Source organism: Streptomyces sp. JNUCC 64 (genome assembly GCF_054484115.1).
In genome coordinates, this window is the sequence record NZ_CM137015.1 from 6,408,468 (window position 1) to 6,425,363 (window position 16,896).

Below are 16,896 nucleotides of genomic sequence, written 5' to 3' on the forward strand. Positions count from 1 at the left end.
GCCGCCCGGCCCCGGAGTCCACGGCTCCGGGGCTCACAGGCTCAGCTCCGGGTGCAGCCGGTCCAGGGTCCACGTCTGACGGCGGCGCGCGGTGAGCGCGGTCAGCGCCAGGGCCCCCAGGGTGAACGCGGCGAGCACCGTGCATCCCTGCCACACCGGCTCCAGCCCGCCGCCCGTGATCAGCCGCCGCAGCGCCTCCACCACGTACGTCATCGGCAGGAACGGGTGGACCGCCTGGAAGAAGCCCGGACTGGTCTGCACCGGATAGGTGCCGCCCGCCGAGGTGAGCTGGAGCATCAGCAGCGCCAGCACCAGGATCCGCCCCGCCGCGCCGAACCGGGCGTTCAGCCACTGCACGATCGCCGCGAAGCACCCCGTCACCAGCAGCAGGAAGCCCACCGTGCCCGCCGCCCGGGCCATCTGGAGACCCAGCCCCCAGTGCAGCACCGCCATCAGGGCACCCGTCTGGAGCGCCCCCAGCGCGGCCACCGGCAGCCAGCCCGCGAGCGCCGTCCGCCAGGCGGGGGCACCTGCCCCGAGGGCCCGCCGGTTCAGGGGCGCGATCACCATGTAGGACACCATCGCGCCCACCCACAGGGACAGCGGGATGAAGTAGGGCGCGAAGCCCGTGCCGTAGTTGTCCGCCCGGTGCGCCGTCTCGCTGGCCAGCCGCACCGGGTCGGCCATCGCCCCGGCGCGCAGCGCGCGGTCCCCGGCCCCGTGGTCGGGGACGCGGTCCGCGCCCTCGCGCAGTCCGTCCGCCAGCTCGCGGGAGCCGTCCACCAGCGGGAACAGCCCGCCGTCGAGATCGCCCGCGCCGGTCTTCAGCCGGTTCACGCCCGCGTCCAGGTCGGCGGAGCCGGTGGCGGCGGTGCCGAGGCCGGTGTGGAGGTCGGCCGCGCCGTCGGCGACCGCGCGGGCGCCCTTGTCGAGGGCCTTCACCTTGGCGACGGCCCCGTCCAGGTCCTCGCTGAGGTCCGGCGCGGCGGCCGCCAGGGCCTTGGCCTGGCGCTGGAGGGCGGCAAGGTCCCGGTCCATGGCGGCGGTGCCCCCGTCGTAGCCGCGGACCGTCCGGTCGAGGTCGGCGGCGAGCCCGGCGGCCTTGGCGGACTCGTCCCGCGCGGTGCGCAGTTCGGCGCAGCCCGGGTCCGCCCCGGGCCCCGGTACGGGGGCCGTGGAGGCGCCGGGCGCCTCGGGACCGCCGCCGTCCGGCTCTCCGGGGCCCGTCTCCTGCGCCTCAGCCGGCTCCGCCGGGGGCGCGGTGGTGGCGCCGGGCGCGGCGCAGCGGCGCGCGTAGAGGGCGCTCAGGGAGTCGGCCGCCTCCTTGGTGCCCTTCCGGGCGGCGGGCGCCGCCGTCACCACGGCGTCCAGGTGCTCGCGGAGGGTTCCGGCGGCCTTGTCGACCGCGCGGGCGGTGCGCTCGACCTGGCGCCCGTTGTCCCGCAGGAACGGCCGCACCTTGTCGGCCGGTCCGCTCACCCGGTCCACCAGGGCCCGCGTCCCGTCCGCGACGTCCCGGGCCCCGGTCTCCAGGGTGCGGGCGCCGCCGGTGAGCCTCCCGATGCCGCTGACCAGGTCACCGCTGCCGTCCTTGGCGTCCTTCAGCCCGTCCGCGAGGTCCTCGGCGCCCCGTTTGGCCTTGCCGAGCCCGCCCTTGAGGTCGTCGGCGCCGTCGGCGGCCCGCGCGGTCTCCCGGTGGATGTCCGAGAAGGAGACGAACATCCGGTCCAGGTACCGCCGGGACGCGTCGGTGGACGCCGCCCGGCGCACCTCGGCGAAGACCGACCGGGAGATCTGCCCGACGAGGTAGTTGTTGGCGTCGTTGGTGCGCACCCGCAGCGTGCCGGTGCCGGGGGCGTCCCCGGCACCGGAGGCGACCCGCTCGCTGAGGTCCCCGGGGAGCGTCAGCGACAGGTGGTAGCGGCCGTCCTCGACGCCCTCCCGCGCCTGCCGGGCGCTCACCTCGTGCCACTGGAAGGTGTCGCTGTCCAGCAGCTTCCCCGCGATCTCGTCGCCGACGGCGATCCGTTCACCGTCGAGGGAGGTGCCCGTGTCGTCGTTGACGAGCGCCACCGGCACCCGGTCCAGACGGCTGTACGGGTCCCAGAACGACCACAGGTACAGGGCCCCGTACAGCAGGGGCAGCACCAGCAGGGAGACCAGCGCGGCGCGCGGCAGCCTGCCCCGGCCGAAGCGCCGCAGTTCCAGGGTGGCGAGCCTAGGCAGCCGCATCGGTCCGCTCCTTCCGTCCGGGTTCCGGCGCGGTCCGCGTCTCCGCCGCGAAGGGCGTCCCCGCCTCCGGGCGGTCCTCCGCGACCGCCTCCGCGCCGGGGCGCGCGGACGGCCGGGTGGGGACGACGAGCGCGCCGTACGCGGGAGCCGGTGGCTGGCCGCATCCGGCGAGGACGGTGAGGCCCGTGTCGGCGAGGTCCCGCAACAGGGTCCAGGCCGCCGCGCGTTCCCGGTCGGTCAGCTTGAGGTCCAGGTCGTCGACGCCCAGTACCCGGGGCCCGCCGATCAGCGCCAGCGCGAGCGACAGCCGCAGCGCCTGGGGTCGTTCGAGGTCCCGCACGGCGGTCCGGGCCCCCCGGGGCAGCGCCCCGGGGTCGAGCCCGACGGCGTCGAGCGCGGCGTCCGTCCGCCGTCGGCCGTCGGCGGCGCGGGCGGCGCGCGGTCGCAGCAGCGACCGGGGGGAGCCCTCGAACCGCCGCTGGAGCAGCACGCGTTCCCGCAGGTGTTCGGCGACGGTCAGGGCCGGGTCCAGATCGGTGACCCCGGGGACGTGGGCGAGGGCGCTGATCCGGCGGACGGCCGCCGCCCGGCGGGGCAGCCGTTCGCCCGCCACCTCGGCGTGCCCGGTGGTGGGGCGCATCCGTCCGGTGAGCGTCAGCAGCAGACAGGTGCGGCCCGAGCCGGACGGGCCCCGCAGCGCCACCAGCGAACCGGGCGGGGCGTCGCACCCGACCCCTTCGTACGCCCAGCCCCGGGGTCCCTTGAGCCCCAGCCGGTCCGCCGTCACAGCGGCTCCGTCCACGCCGTTCCCTCCCGCACTTTTTGAACTGACCAGTCAGTTCAAAAGTTATCCCGGGCCGTCACGGACTTCCCCACCGCCCCCGCCCCCGTCCTCATCCCCCGTCGCGCGGCCTCTCCGCGCGTGCGCGCCCCCGGTCGCCGTCCCCGCCCGGACGCCCCCGACGCTCCTGACGGCCAGGGTGGCCAGGGTGGCCGGGACGTCCGGGGTGGCCGGACAACCCGGACGACCGGGGTGAACCCAAGAAGCCGCAGCTCAGCCCGCGTTGTCAGTGGGGTGCTCCACGATGGGCACATCACGGCACAGAGCCGTCGATTGACGACAGGAGGTTCGTCATGGTCAGTTCCCCCGCGACGGCGGCCGGGCCGCGCCGCCCCGTCACCGGCCCTGCCCCCGAGCCCCTCCCGCCCGGCGCCCTCCCCACGGGGCCGGCGTCCCGGGCCCCCGCCGCCGACGTGCACCCCGTGGCCCGGCGCACCACCGCCCCGCCCGCCGCCCTCGACCTGCTCGCCAAGGCCCGCGCCGGACTCGTCGAGGCGGTCGGCCTCACCGACCCCAACGAGCGCTACGCCACCGCCCACCTCGCCGCCCTGCGCGCCGCCGCCGCCGTCCTCGCCGCCCGGGGCCGCCCCACGCCCCCCTCCCGGCGCCGCGTCCCGATACGCAGCACCTGGGAGGTGCTCCCCGGGATCGCCCCCGAGCTGACCGAGTGGAGCGCCCTGTTCGCCTCCGGCGCCGACCGCCGGGCCCGCGCCGAGGCCGGTATCAGGGGCGCGGCCGGTCCCCGCGACGCCGACGACCTGCTGCGCGACGCCGCCGCCTTCCTGCGGCTGGTGGAACGGGCGCTGCTGCCCCGGCCCGTCGCACCGCGCCCCCGCCCGGCGCCCCGGACTCCGCCCGCCACCGCCCCGGCCACCCGGTCGGATCCGCCCGCCGGGTCGGACCGGGGGTGGCGGGACGCCCTGGAACGCCCCTGAGCGCGGGACCGGCGCGGGGGAGGGACCCCCGGTGTCGGCGAGGCAATAGGGTGGGATGACCCGAGACCTCCCCGACGGCCGGGCCGCACGCCGGGCCGGACGGGGGAGGCGCCCCCGATCGCTACCGCCGCCCGCCGGACGGTGCCGTGCCGAGGAGTCAGTTGCAGTGTCGGACCCGATGCGCCCACGGGCCTCCCTCCGGACCGCCGTGGTCTGGGACGTACTGGAAGACGCCCTCGACCAGCGGGTCAAGACCACGGGACGCGAGGTCCTCGACGTCCTGGACACCGGCGGCGGCAGCGGCAACTTCGCGGTGCCCCTCGCTCGCCTCGGCCATCGGGTGACCGTGGTCGACCCCAGCCCCAACGCCCTGTTCGCCCTGGAGCGCCGCGCCGCCGAAGCGGGTGTCGAGGACCGGATCGAGGCGGTCCAGGGCGACGCGCTCGGCCTCTTTGACGTCGTCGAGCGCGACGGCTACGACGCCGTGCTCTGCCACGGCGTGCTGGAGTACGTGGACGATCCCGCCGAGGGCGTCCGCAACACGGTCGGCGCCCTGCGCCCCGGCGGGGTGCTCAGCCTGCTCGCCGCGGGGGTCGGCGGCGCGGTGCTGGCCCGCGCCCTGGCCGGACACTTCACCGAGGCCCGGCGGGCGCTTGGCGACCCCGACGGCCGCTGGGGCGAGAGCGACCCGGTGCCCCGCCGCTTCACCGCCGGGCAGCTCACCGGACTGGTCGGGGAGGCGGGCGTCCGGGTGGACGCCGTCCACGGCGTCCGGGTCTTCGCGGACCTGGTGCCCGGCGTCCTCGTGGACACCGAGCCGGGCGCGCTGGACGCCCTGCTCCGGCTGGAGGCCGCGGCGGCGGAGCTGGCGGCCTTCCACTCGGTGGCGACCCAGCTGCACGTCCTCGGCACCCGCCGGGACCCGGAGAACCTCTGACGGCCCGGGCCCCGGAGCCCGCCGGGCGAGGGTGCCGATACCGCTGATCAGGAGCGCGGTGGCACATGGAGTACGCCACACGTCACCCGATCGGGCGGCGCTCGCCGTATGATCGAGAGAGACGGTCCGGCATGACGGGCGGGTCCCCGGGGAATGGACGCCTCAGCGGGCCTAACGCCATGACGGGTTCGGACTGGCGGATTGGCGTAGAGGGGCGGGTTTCACGGGGGCGATTCCCTGCCTATCCTGAAGGGAACCCCCCGGTCGCCCCGGCGACTGCACGATGAGGAGGACTCCGTGCCGCTCTCGGAGCACGAGCAGCGCATGCTCGAGCAGATGGAGCGAGCGCTGTACGCCGAAGATCCTAAGTTCGCGACAGCGCTTGAGGGAAGCGGGCTGCGTACGTACACCCGACGTCGGGTGTACCAGGCGGTCGCGGGCTTCCTGGTGGGTATCGCGCTCCTCATGGCCGGAATGGTCGCCCAGCAGATCTGGATCAGCGTGGTCGGCTTCCTCGTCATGCTGGGGTGCGCGGTGCTCGCCGTGACCGGCTGGCGCAAGGCCCCGAAGCCGGGCGAACAGCCGGGTTCCGTACCCGGCGCTCACCCCGCCCGGCCCCAGAGCCGTCAGCGCCGGTCCATGATGAACCGCATCGAACAGCGGTGGCAGCGCCGCCGCGACGAACAGGAGGGCGGGCGCTGAGCCGCCCGCCCGGCCGGGGGCGTCCGCCCCTGGCGTGACCGGCCTCTCAGGGTGCCCCTCTCCGGACGGGCACCCTTCGCACGCCCGGCACCCCCACCACTCCACCGTTCCCTGGGCCGTACCCGCGCCCCCTCCCACACGTTCCGTGGCGACCCGGCGACCCGGCGACCCGGCGACCCGGCGACCCGGCGACCCGGCGACCCGGCGACCCGGCGACCCGGCATGGGCGGTGTGCGGGCGGCGGCATGCGGCGGCACAGCTCCAAGACCGGATCGCCGACTCCAGGACCGGTGATCCGTCCTGGACGAGCCCCCCGACGCTCCCGTCCGCCCGCCACCCCCGCTCACCCGGACGGCCGCACCCCCGACGCGGACGGCCGTACCGACCACGACGGCCGTACCGACACGGGCGGCCGCACCGCTCCATCACGTACGCCGCGTGTCCACCACGCACCGTCGTGCGCACGGACAGCCGTACCCGCCCCCACGAACACCGAGCGGGCCCCGGTCTGACAAGGAACGGACCTGTCGGGACACGGAACGGACCCGTCGGGCCGCCGAACGGCTCCGGTGAACGGCTCCGGCCGGACACGGAACGGCCCCAGTGGGACACCGCCGGGACACGGAACGGCCCCGGTGGGACACCGCACATGTCCCACCGGGGCCGTCCGGCCACCTCAGCGTCGCGCCGCCGCCCATCGGGGCAGCGAGCCCGCCAGCCGTTCGCGCAGGGCTGCCCACCGCCCGGTGACCGCCCACAGCAGCCGGGCGGCCGACCGCGGCGCCACCAGGGCCCGCAGCCGGGCGGGACGCCCGACCACCGCGCGCAGCCCGGCCCGCGCCGCCCGGACGTCGTCCCCGACCCCGGCGGCCGGACGCGGCTCGGGCGCGTACAGCACCCGCTCCACCGCCCCGGCCACCCGGTGGACGGCCGCCGAGGCCGTCTCGTCGAGCCGGGCCGCCCGGACGATCCGCGCGGCGGCGGCCCGGGGCGTCTCGGAGTCGTCGGGCCCGATCCCGTGGTCCCAGGCGCTGTCGATCAGCTCCCGCCACGCCGCGAGGACCCGGGCCCCCGCGTCCGCGTCGCTGCGCCCCGGCGAGGAGCCGAGCCGCAGCGAGCGCGCCCTGATCCGCCACAGCATCGGCAGCAGCGGGACCAGCAGGGCGACCAGCACCCCCGCACCGGTCAGCACGACCGGCCAGGGCGAACCGCCGTCGCTCCCGTCGACGGCGGTCACCGCCGGGGCGGAGCTGCCGCAGCCGCCGTCCAGCCGCCGTCGCTGCACCGGGCAGCTCTCCGACTCCGTCGGCTCGGCCGAGGCGGTGTCGCTCGCCGAGGCACTGGGCGCCGCCGAGGCGCTGGGCCGGTCCGTCGGGGTCTCGGGCCGGGTGTAGTCGGGGGTGGACCCCCGGCTGGGCGTGGGCTCGAACCGGGTCCAGCCCACCCCCTCGAAGTACAGCTCGGGCCAGGCGTGGGCGTCCTTCAGCCCCACCGACATCCGGCCGTCCCCGGCGGCGGAGCCGGGGGTGAACCCGACCGCGACCCGCGCGGGGATGCCCAGGGTGCGGGCCATGGCCGCCATGGAGAACGAGAAGTGCACGCAGAAGCCCTGCTTCTGCTGGAGGAACCGGGCGATGGCGGCGGCACCGGTGCCCGCGGCCACCTGCGTGTCGTAGCTGAAGCCGCCCTTGACCGCGAACCAGTCCTGCAGCCGGACGGCCCGCTCGTAGTCGTTCGAGGCGCCCGCGGTGACCCGGCGGGCCTCCTCCGCGACCACGTCCGGCAGGGAGGCGGGCACCCGGGTGAACTCGCGAGCGAACTCCGGCGGCGGGGCGGGCGCGTCCGCCAGCTGCCGGGCGGTGGGCTCCACCAGCAGACTGCTCACCGTGTACCGGGCGTTGCGGGTGGTCTGCCGACGGTCACCGACCAGGGTGCGTCCCACCGGCTCGTACCGCCAGAAGCCGTCGATCCGCACCCGGCTCGCGGGGAACGGCATCGGCAGCCAGTTCTGGGCGTACGACGCGGACGCCTGGATCCGGGTGGTGATCTCGGTGCGCTTCACCCCGGGGCTGAGCCCGGCGGGCGTGGGCAGCGGCGTGGGCACCTCGGTGATCTCCCGCACCGAGGGCTTCCAGGCGCTGCCGTCGAAGTCGTCGAGGGCGACGATCCGCAGGTACATCCCCCGGGTGTCGGAGGCACTGGTGGTGTACTTCAGCACCTCCTGGTCCACGGGCTGGTTCAGATTGTTCTGGAGGGAGACCAGCGGGTTCACGGCGGAGATGGTGCCGCCCTCGGCCTCCTTCTCCTCCCCGCCCCGGTTCCGTCCCAGCAGTCCGTCGTCCAGCGCGGGCAGCCCCAGCGGGACGACCACGGCGATCCCGAGGGCCAGCGCGCCGATCCTGCGGCCGGTGCGCACCGGAGCGCCCCGCCGCCCGCCCTCCGGCCCGGCGGTGACCCGGCCGTCGCGGGCGGCGGGCGCCCCGCCGAAGACCCGCCCCCAGCGCGCGAGCCGGTCGCGGCTCTCGGCGAGCAGCAGGAGCAGGAAGCCGACGGCCGCCAGCGGGAACCACGCCCAGCCCGCCTCCTCGCCGCCGATGCCCGAGGCGACCGAGAACAGGGCGAGCAGCGGCAGCCCCGCCGGGGCCGCGCTGCGCAGTCCCACCGCGAGGGTGTCCACCGCCAGCCCGATCAGCAGCACCCCGGCGGTCAGCAGCAGCCGGATGCCGTCCGACAGCGGCGCCGGGGCCGCGAACCGGGACACGTCGTCGCCCCCGGCGCGCGCCAGCTCGGCCAGCGCGACGACGGTGTCCGGGACCGGGACGAACCCGAACAGCGCCCGGTCCCCGGCGAACGCCGCGACCAGCAGCAGCAGGGTGACGAGGGCCTGCACCGGGAACGTCACCGCCAGCGGCAGCGGCACCCGGCGGGCCAGCACGCCCACGGCGGTCTGCACCCCGAGCAGCGTCGCCGCCAGGACCAGCCAGGAGGCGGAGTCGACCAGCGGGATCAGCGCCGCCGAGGCCAGCACCGTGGCCAGCCAGGCGCACAGCGCCAGTCGTGTCCGGCCGCTCATGACCAACCCCCCGTGGTTCCCGGCGCGGGGTCCGCGACGGCGCGTTCCCCGTCCGCCTCCCGCCACATCGTGGTGACGCTGGCGCCCGGCGCGACGGCCACGGCGGTCCAGCCCGCCTCGCGCAGCGCCCGCAGCCGTTCCCCGGCCGCCGGGTCCGGCCGCGCGCCGGGTTCCCGGGTCCAGCCGGAGGGCTCCAGGACGAAGGCGACCGCGCCGGTGGCCCGCTGCCGCATCCGGGCGAGCGAGGCGACGGCCTCCCCGTCCAGCCCGCCGAGGAAGGCGATGAGCAGTCCCTCTCCGCCGCGCACCCGTTCATGGGCGCGGGAGAGGCCCGTCTCCCCGGAGTGGTCGACCAGGGCCAGGGCGTCCAGCAGCAGTCCGGCGGTGTCGGCGGTCCCCGAGTATCCCGCCGACCCCGAGGTGAAGCCCTCGGAGCCGTCCTCGGGGACGGAGGTCCCGGTGTCCGTCAGCAGCCGTACCGAGAAGTCCCGTTCGAGCATGTGCAGCAGGACCGAGGCGGCCCCCGAGACGGCCCACTCGAAGGCGGAGCCGGGGCCGACGCCCTCGTAGGCGCCCGAGCGGGTGTCCAGCAGGACCGTGCAGCGGGCGCGCTGGGGCTGCTCCTCGCGGCGGACCATCAGCTTCCCGTGCCGGGCGGTGGACCGCCAGTGCACCCGGCGCAGGTCGTCGCCGTGGCGGTAGCCGCGCGGGATGACGTCGTCCTCGCCCGAGAGGGCCAGGGAGCGCTGCCGTCCCTCGCCGTACCCGTTGGCGTCGCCGACGAGCCGGATCGCGGGCAGCGGCTCGACCGGGGGGATCACGGTGAGGAGGTCGTGGGTGGCGAACGAACGGGTCAGCTCGCACATCCCGAACGGGTCGTTCAGCCGCAGCTGGAGCGGGCCCAGCGGATAGCGTCCGCGCAGATCGGAGCGGACGCGGTAGGACACCTCGCGCCGGCCGCCCGCCTCCACCCGGTCCAGGACGAACCGGGGCCGGGAGCCGAGGACGTACGGCACCTGGTCCTGGAGCATCAGCAGGCCCGTCGGCAGCCGGGAGACGTTCTCCATCCGCAGGTGCACCCGGGCCTCCTCCCCGGCCGGGACCCGGTCGGGGGAGAGCATCCGGCTGCTCGCCACCCGGTAGCGGGTGCGGTACAGCGAGGCCGCGCACACCAACGGCAGTACGCAGAGCAGCAGTCCGACGCGCAGCAGGTCGTCCTGTCCGAGGACGTAGGCGCAGACCGCGGCGGCGATCCCCGCGGCCAGGAAGGACCGGCCGCGGGTGGTGAGCCCGGCCAGCGCGGCCAGCGGCCCGCTCCGGTCCTCCGGCTGGGTCTCCGCCGGATCGCCGGGAGCCGCCATCACAGCCTCCGCGCGCCGGACGGACGCTCGCCGAAGACCGGTCCGCCCGGTCCGCCCGGTCCACGGCCGGGATAGCCGCCCCGGGGCCGGGTGTCCGGGACCTGGGTGTGCTGGATGATCTCCTGGACGATCTGTTCGGCGGTGCGCCGGTTCAACTGGGCCTGCGCGGTGGGCAGCAGCCGGTGCGCCAGCACGGGCGCGGCGAGCGCCTGGACGTCGTCGGGCAGGACGTACTCGCGCCCGGCGAGCGCGGCGGCGGCCTTGGCGGCGCGCAGCAGGTGCAGGGTGGCGCGCGGCGAGGCGCCCAGCCGCAGATCGGGGTGGTGGCGGGTGGCGGCGACCAGGTCCACCACGTAACGGCGGACGGCGTCCGCGACGTGGATGGTCCGGGTGTGCTCGATGAGCTTCACCACGTCGTGCGCGTGGGCCACCGGCTGGAGGTCCTCCAGGGGGGAGACCTCGCCGTGCGTCCCGAGCATCTTCAACTCGGCCTCGGGACTCGGGTACCCCATGGAGACCCGGGCCATGAACCGGTCGCGCTGGGCCTCGGGCAGCGGATAGGTGCCCTCCATCTCGACCGGGTTCTGGGTGGCCACCACCATGAACGGGTCGGGGAGTTCGTAGGTGTGGCCGTCGATCGTGACCTGCCGCTCCTCCATGGACTCCAGCAGCGCGGACTGCGTCTTCGGCGAGGCGCGGTTGATCTCGTCGCCGATCACCACCTGGGCGAAGATGGCGCCCGGCTTGAACTCGAAGTCCCGCCGCTCCTGGTCCCAGATCGAGACGCCCGTGATGTCCGACGGCAGCAGGTCGGGCGTGAACTGGATGCGGCGCACCGAGCAGTCGATGGAGCGCGCGAGCGTCTTGGCGAGCATGGTCTTGCCCACGCCGGGCACGTCTTCGATGAGCAGGTGTCCCTCGGCGAGGAGCACGGTCAGCGAAAGGCGCACGACGTCCGGCTTGCCTTCGATCACGCTCTCCACCGACCTGCGGACGCGCTCCGCTGTGGTGGTCAGATCAGTGAGGCTCGCTCGTTCGTCATAGGTCGTCACCCGGCCCTCCTCGGCCCTGCCCCCGGCCCTCGCGGTGCCGGGGATTCCCCAAATTCAGGACCGGCGCGCGACATCGCGGACCGGTCCACCCCGAAGCAACGGGCACCACGTGCCGGGTTCCGGTCGCGGTGCCGTGCCCGGGCATTCTCGCCTCACCAGCCGGTTCGTGTCACTCGGCCGCTTTCGCGGCCGATGTGACGGCGGTGGTGCCGGGGTTCGTCCGGGGCGCCGGAACGGTGCCGGTGACACCGGACGCGGTCGGCGGGCACCGGTACGGAAGGCGCCGCCCGGACCGGGCCGGGTGTCCCGCTCGTGGTGTTCCGAGGCATCAGCCTAGGCCGTTCGGGGCGGTGGTGGGGCCCCGGGCCGGTTCCCGGCCGTCGGAAGGCCGGACCGAAGGCCGGATGGAGGGACGGACCCGTGGCCGGACCAGGCGCCGGTCGCGGGACCGGTCGTGGGGGCGCCGGGTCGCCGTGCCGACCGGGGCCGGGACGGGACCGGGTGGTCGGCCGGACGGGGGTGCCGCGCCGTGGCGGAACCCCCCGTCCGGCCCCCGACGTCAGGCCGGGTCGATCTCGCGGAGCAGCCCAGTGCGCACGTCGAAGACGAAGCCGCGGACGTCCCCGGTCTCCACCAGGAACGGCGAGGTGCGGACCCGCTGCATGGACTGCCGGACGTCCTGGTCGACGTCCCGGAACGCCTCCACGGCCCATGCGGGCCGCTGGCCGACCTCCATCTCCAGCTCGTGCCGGAACTCCTCGGTGAGGGTCTCCAGACCGCATCCGGTGTGGTGGATGAGCACGACGCTGCGGGTGCCGAGCGCGCGCTGGCTGATCGTGAGGGAACGGATGACGTCGTCGGTCACGACGCCGCCCGCGTTGCGGATGGTGTGGCAGTCGCCCAGCTGGAGGCCGAGCGCGGCGTGCAGGTCGAGGCGGGCGTCCATGCAGGCCACCACGGCGACCTTCAGAACGGGGCGGGCGTCCATGCCCGGGTCGGTGAAGGCGGAGGCGTAGTCGGCGTTCGCGCCGACCAGCCGGTCGGTCACGGTCCCGGCGACTATGGCGGCTTCGGTGCCTGACGGGAGGGGTGCGGAAGTCGTCATGCCCCGACCGTAGTGGCGCGATGCCCACCGGGCAGGGCACGGGAGTGGACAAAGAACGTCATTGCGCCTTGTTGTGAGGTAACCCACAGGTGTGAAGCCCGTCCCGCCGAACGGGTGACGCCCCCGATCCGTCCGGTCTGTCGTGTCCACGCCCGGTCGGGGGGCGAACCCCGCCCGCGACGCGCAGGCGCGTTGATTGACCGCGCGACAGGGTGGACTAAAGTGGCGCGAAGTGGGAGGCCGTGAGCGCTCCCCGCTGGACTGATGGACATCCGGAGATCCGACGATCTCCCCGCGCGCGCGACGCGTCACGTACGGCTCGGCCTCCTCCCGCTCCGGACGGTCGGCGCACCCCCGGCGACGGGACCGCGCCGACGGTCCTCCCGACACCTCCCGGCGGGCGGCGGCCCGGGGGTACGGGCACCGCGCCCGGATCCCTGAGAGGACACATGCGAGGGCGCGAAGGGGAGACCCCCACGACCGACGGTGGCGCCGACGCCGCCGCCCAGGCCCCCCCGGCCCCCGGCACCGACCCGGCGGAACGGGACCCGGGCACCCGCCACGTCCCCGTGATGCTGCGCCGCTGTCTGGACCTGCTCGCCCCCGCGCTGAGCGGCGACGCGACGACGGCGCCCCCCGTGGTGGTCGACTGCACCCTCGGCCTCGGCGGCCACAGCGAGGCCCTGCTCAGCGAGTTCCCCGGGGTCCGGCTCATCGGCCTGGACCGGGACAAGGAGGCCCTGCGGCTCTCCGGCGAGCGCCTGGCGCGCTTCGGCGACCGCGCGACCCTCGTCCACGCCGTCTACGACGAACTCCCCGACGTCCTCGCCCGCCTCGGCGTCCCCAAGGTCGCGGGGATCCTCTTCGACCTCGGCGTCTCGTCCATGCAACTCGACGAGGCCGACCGGGGGTTCGCCTACGCGCAGGACGCCCCCCTCGACATGCGCATGGACCAGACGACCGGCATCAGCGCCGCCGAGGTCCTCAACACCTACCCGCCCGGCGAACTGGTCCGGCTGCTGCGCGCCTACGGCGAGGAGAAGCAGGCCAAGCGGATCGTCTCCGCCGTCGTCCGGGAACGCGAGAGGGAACCGTTCAGCCACAGCGCCCGGCTGGTCGAGGTCATCCGCGCCGCGCTGCCGCAGGCCGCCAAGCGCACCGGCGGCAACCCCGCCAAACGCACCTTCCAGGCGCTGCGGATCGAGGTGAACGGCGAACTCTCCGTACTGGAGCGGGCCGTCCCCGCCGCGGTGGCCGCCCTCGCGGTCGGCGGCCGGATCGCCGTGCTGTCCTACCACTCGCTCGAAGACCGCCTCGTCAAGCAGGTGTTCGCGGCGGGCGCCGCCACCACCGCGCCCCCCGGACTGCCCGTGGTGCCCGAGCGCTACCAGCCACGGCTGCGGCTGCTCACCCGGGGCGCCGAACTGCCCACCGAGGCGGAGGTCGCCGAGAACCGCCGGGCCGCCCCCGCGCGGCTGCGCGGCGCCGAACGCGTCCGCGAGGACGAGGCGGGATGACCGGCGGGGCGCACGGCCGCGCCGCACGACCGGGGAGGGCCGCGTGAGCAGGGGACCGGAACTGCGCGGCCGGGCCGCCCGGCTCGCCCGGCTGCTCCCCGCCGGGCCCAGCCGGGCCGCCCGCACCCCCTTCGTCCTGCTGATGACGCTGCTGCTCGGCGGCGGGCTGATCACCCTGCTGATGCTCAACTCGTCCCTGAACGAGGGCTCCTTCCGGCTGAGCGAGCTGAAACGGGAGACCACCGAGCTGACCGACCGGGAACAGGCCCTCCAGCGCGACGTGGACGCCTACTCCAAGCCCGGCGCGCTCCAGGAACGCGCCCGGCGCCTCGGCATGGTCCCCGGTGGCAACCCCGCCTTCCTCGACCCCGACGGCAGGGTGCGCGGAGTGCCCGGCGAACCCGTCACCGCCTCCCCGACGCCGAAGCCCGCCCCGACCACGGCGAAGCCGTCCGCCACGGCCTCCCCGTCGGGCACGCCGTCCGCGCCGTCGACGCGGGCCGACCAGTCCGGCCAGGCCGCGCGGTCCACGGGGCCCGCGTCCTCCTCCCCGCCCCCGGTTCCGTTTCCGTCGGAACGGGCCGCCGCCCCGGCCGCCTCCGCGCCGGGCGCCGCGACGGCCACCGCGTCCGGCGCCGCCCTGTGGGCCCCCCTCCCCTCCGCACCCCGCACGGCGGGCCTCCCCGCCGTGCCGAGCCCCGACCCGACGACCTCCGGCAGGTGACACGGTGACCGACAGGGAACCCCCGCGACGCCGGGTGCCCGGGCCCTCCCGTCCGGACCGCCGCCCCCGCCGCGACCCCGGCGAACGCCTCTCGCACCCCCCGGACGGCCCGGCCCGCCAGGACCGCTCCCGGCTCGACGGCGCCGACCGCCCGGCCCACGGCGACCGTCCCGCCCCGGGCGACCGCCGCACCCAGGACCCCGCCCGCGACGACCGCCCGGCCCCGGAGCGCGCCGCCCGCCGCGACCGCCCGGCCCGGTCCGACCGCGACCGTCCCGCGCGAACCGACCGAGCCGCATCCGACCGCGACCGCCCGGACCGCGACCGGACCGACCGCGACCGGACCGACCGCCCGAACCCCGCCGCCCGCCCCGCCCGGGGCGAGGGCGCCGACCGCGCCCGCCCCGACGACGACCGCCCCGCCCGCCCCGGCGCGCCCCGGCGCCCCGGCGGGAGCGACCGCGCGCGCCGCGCCGGAGCCGACCCCGTCCCGCGCCCCGCACGCCGCCCCCGCCCCGCCCCGGGCGGCTCCGCCCCGCCCCCCCGAGGCCCCCGGGGGGCCCGTCCGCTGCGGCTGGGCAGCCCCCGCCCCCGGCTGCGGATGATCAGCGTGGCGATGACCCTGGTCATGCTCGCCTTCGTGGTCCGGCTGCTCCAGGTGCAGGCCGTCGACGCCGGGGAGTACTCCGCCAAGGCCGCGGCCAACCGCTATCTGACCCGGGTGGTCGCCGCCGAGCGCGGCGGGATCACCGACCGCTCCGGCATCGCCCTGGCGACCAGCGTCGACGCCTACGACATCACCGCCGACCCGGCGATGTTCACCCCGGAGGAGACCGGCGTCCCGGACGCGGCCGCCCAGGGCGCGGCCCTCCTCGCCCCGATCCTCGGCCAGGACACCGCCGGACTGACCCGCAAGCTGATGACGCCCAAGACCCGGTACGTGGTCCTGGCACGCCGTCAGACCCCCCAGGTCTGGAACCAGATCAAGGACCTCAAGAGCGCCCTCGCCGACAAGGCCGGGACCACCGGGGCGGCGGGCGGGAAGAAGACCGCGAACGTCCTCGGCGGCGTCTTCCAGGAGCCCACCAGCCAGCGGATCTACCCCAACGGCGACCTGGCCGCCGGGCTCATCGGCTTCGTCAACGCCGAGGGCCGGGGCGGCGGCGGGATCGAGCAGCAGCTCGACGACCGGCTCGCGGGCCGCGACGGCGAGGTCACCTACGCCCAGTCCGGCGGCCGTCAGGTCCCCACCGCGGGCGGCACCGAGACCCCCGCGGTGCCCGGCTCCGACATCGAGCTGACCATCGACCGGGACATCCAGTGGGCGGCCCAGAACGCCATCGCCGAACAGGTCCGCGAGTCCAAGGCGGACCGCGGCTACGTGATCGTCCAGGACACCCGCACCGGAGAGGTGCTGGCCATGGCCAACGCCCCCGGCTTCGACCCCGGCGACCTCACCGCGGCGGGCTCCGCCTCCCTCGGCAACGCCGCCCTCCAGGACGCCTACGAACCCGGCTCCACCGCCAAGGTCATGTCGATGGCGGCGGTCCTGGAGGAGGGCGCGGCCACCCCCGCCACCAAGGTCACCGTCCCCAACCGGCTGCACCGCGGCGACCGGCTCTTCCAGGACGACGTCGACCACCCCACCTGGTACCTCACCCTGAACGGGGTGCTCGCCAAGTCCAGCAACATCGGCACCATCCTCGCCACCGGACAGCTCGGCAAGACCCAGCCCCAGGCCAACCGGGTCCTCCACGCGTATCTGCGCGAGTTCGGCATCGGCGGCCCCACCGGCCTCGGGTTCCCCGGCGAGACGCCCGGCATCCTCGCCGCCCCCGGCGAGTGGTCGACCTCGCAGCAGTACACGATCCCCTTCGGCCAGGGCGTCTCCATCAACGCCATGCAGGCCGCCTCCGTCTACTCGACCATCGCCAACGGCGGCGTCCGCACCGAGCCCACCCTCGTCCGGGGCCACCGCGGACCCGACGGCCGGTTCACACCCGCTCCGGAGCCGAAGGAGACCCGGGTCGTCAGCGAACGCACCGCGCGCACCCTCTCCCGGATGCTGGAGTCGGTGGTCGACGACGAACAGGGCACCGGCGTCAAGGCCCGCATCCCCGGCTACCGGGTCGCGGGCAAGACCGGCACCGCCAACCGCGTCGACCCGGTCACCGGCAAGTACCGGGGCTACACCTCGTCGTTCGCCGGGTTCGCCCCCGCCGACCGGCCCCGGGTCACCGTCTACTGCGCCATCCAGAACGCCACCAAGGGCAGCTACTTCGGCGGCCAGATCTGCGGCCCCGTCTACAAGGAGGTCATGCAGTTCGCCCTCAAGAGCCTCCAGGTGCCACCGACCGGGACGCCGCCCGCGCGGCTGCCCGTGACGTTCTCGCCCTGACCGGGACGGCGGTCCCGAA

The 16,896-nt window shown here is 76.0% G+C and carries 12 protein-coding genes; 6 read left to right on the top strand and 6 right to left on the bottom strand.

Annotated features, from left to right (window positions below; all coding sequences use genetic code 11):
* Positions 1 to 33: 33 nt before the first annotated feature.
* The gene (locus ACVWNX_RS26410) at positions 34 to 2,232 is read right to left on the bottom strand and encodes a YhgE/Pip family protein (protein WP_454410538.1); all 2,199 of its coding nucleotides are present in this window, start codon (positions 2,230 to 2,232) and stop codon (positions 34 to 36) included.
* The gene (locus tag ACVWNX_RS26415) at positions 2,219 to 3,034 is read right to left on the bottom strand and encodes an ATP-binding cassette domain-containing protein (RefSeq protein ID WP_454410540.1); all 816 of its coding nucleotides are present in this window, start codon (positions 3,032 to 3,034) and stop codon (positions 2,219 to 2,221) included. Before ACVWNX_RS26415 ends, ACVWNX_RS26410 begins: the two co-directional genes overlap by 14 nt.
* Before the next feature lie 332 nt (positions 3,035 to 3,366).
* Between ACVWNX_RS26415 and ACVWNX_RS26420 the strand changes: the two genes are divergently transcribed.
* The 3 genes from ACVWNX_RS26420 to ACVWNX_RS26430 all read left to right on the top strand — a co-directional run bounded on the left by ACVWNX_RS26420 (position 3,367) and on the right by ACVWNX_RS26430 (position 5,647).
* Positions 3,367 to 4,008 (top strand): SAV_6107 family HEPN domain-containing protein, encoded by a 642-nt coding sequence (locus tag ACVWNX_RS26420; RefSeq protein ID WP_454410541.1) that lies wholly within the window; start codon positions 3,367 to 3,369, stop codon positions 4,006 to 4,008.
* A 166-nt stretch (positions 4,009 to 4,174) separates the two neighbouring features.
* A complete protein-coding gene (locus ACVWNX_RS26425) occupies positions 4,175 to 4,945 on the top strand; it encodes a class I SAM-dependent methyltransferase (protein ID WP_454410543.1) in 771 nt (256 codons plus the stop codon).
* Positions 4,946 to 5,242: 297 nt separating this feature from the next.
* Entirely contained in the window at positions 5,243 to 5,647 is a 405-nt protein-coding gene (locus ACVWNX_RS26430) for a DUF3040 domain-containing protein (RefSeq protein ID WP_454410544.1), read from the top strand.
* Between the two features lie 676 nt (positions 5,648 to 6,323).
* Here ACVWNX_RS26430 and ACVWNX_RS26435 read toward each other — a convergent pair.
* The 4 genes from ACVWNX_RS26435 to ACVWNX_RS26450 form a co-directional block, all read right to left on the bottom strand.
* Entirely contained in the window at positions 6,324 to 8,720 is a 2,397-nt protein-coding gene (locus tag ACVWNX_RS26435) for a transglutaminase family protein (RefSeq protein WP_454410545.1), read from the bottom strand.
* On the bottom strand, positions 8,717 to 10,081 hold the full coding sequence (locus ACVWNX_RS26440; protein ID WP_454410546.1) for a DUF58 domain-containing protein: 1,365 nt from the start codon (positions 10,079 to 10,081) through the stop codon (positions 8,717 to 8,719). Before ACVWNX_RS26440 ends, ACVWNX_RS26435 begins: the two co-directional genes overlap by 4 nt.
* Positions 10,081 to 11,133: an AAA family ATPase gene (locus ACVWNX_RS26445; protein WP_454410548.1), complete on the bottom strand. Its 1,053-nt coding sequence runs from the start codon at positions 11,131 to 11,133 to the stop codon at positions 10,081 to 10,083. The genes ACVWNX_RS26440 and ACVWNX_RS26445 overlap by 1 nt, the downstream gene beginning before the upstream one ends.
* A 559-nt stretch (positions 11,134 to 11,692) precedes the next feature.
* Positions 11,693 to 12,238, bottom strand: a complete 546-nt coding sequence (locus ACVWNX_RS26450) for a beta-class carbonic anhydrase (RefSeq protein ID WP_454410549.1) — start codon at positions 12,236 to 12,238, stop codon at positions 11,693 to 11,695.
* A gap of 449 nt (positions 12,239 to 12,687) precedes the next feature.
* Between ACVWNX_RS26450 and rsmH the strand changes: the two genes are divergently transcribed.
* The 3 genes from rsmH to ACVWNX_RS26465 are packed head-to-tail and all read left to right on the top strand — an operon-like array spanning position 12,688 to position 16,877.
* Entirely contained in the window at positions 12,688 to 13,755 is a 1,068-nt protein-coding gene (gene rsmH / locus ACVWNX_RS26455; RefSeq protein ID WP_454410551.1) for a 16S rRNA (cytosine(1402)-N(4))-methyltransferase RsmH, read from the top strand.
* A 43-nt stretch (positions 13,756 to 13,798) separates the two neighbouring features.
* Complete coding sequence (locus tag ACVWNX_RS26460) at positions 13,799 to 14,479, top strand: septum formation initiator family protein (protein ID WP_454410552.1); 681 nt, start codon at positions 13,799 to 13,801, stop codon at positions 14,477 to 14,479.
* A gap of 4 nt (positions 14,480 to 14,483) precedes the next feature.
* Positions 14,484 to 16,877 (top strand): peptidoglycan D,D-transpeptidase FtsI family protein, encoded by a 2,394-nt coding sequence (locus ACVWNX_RS26465; RefSeq protein ID WP_454410553.1) that lies wholly within the window; start codon positions 14,484 to 14,486, stop codon positions 16,875 to 16,877.
* Positions 16,878 to 16,896 lie beyond the last annotated feature (19 nt).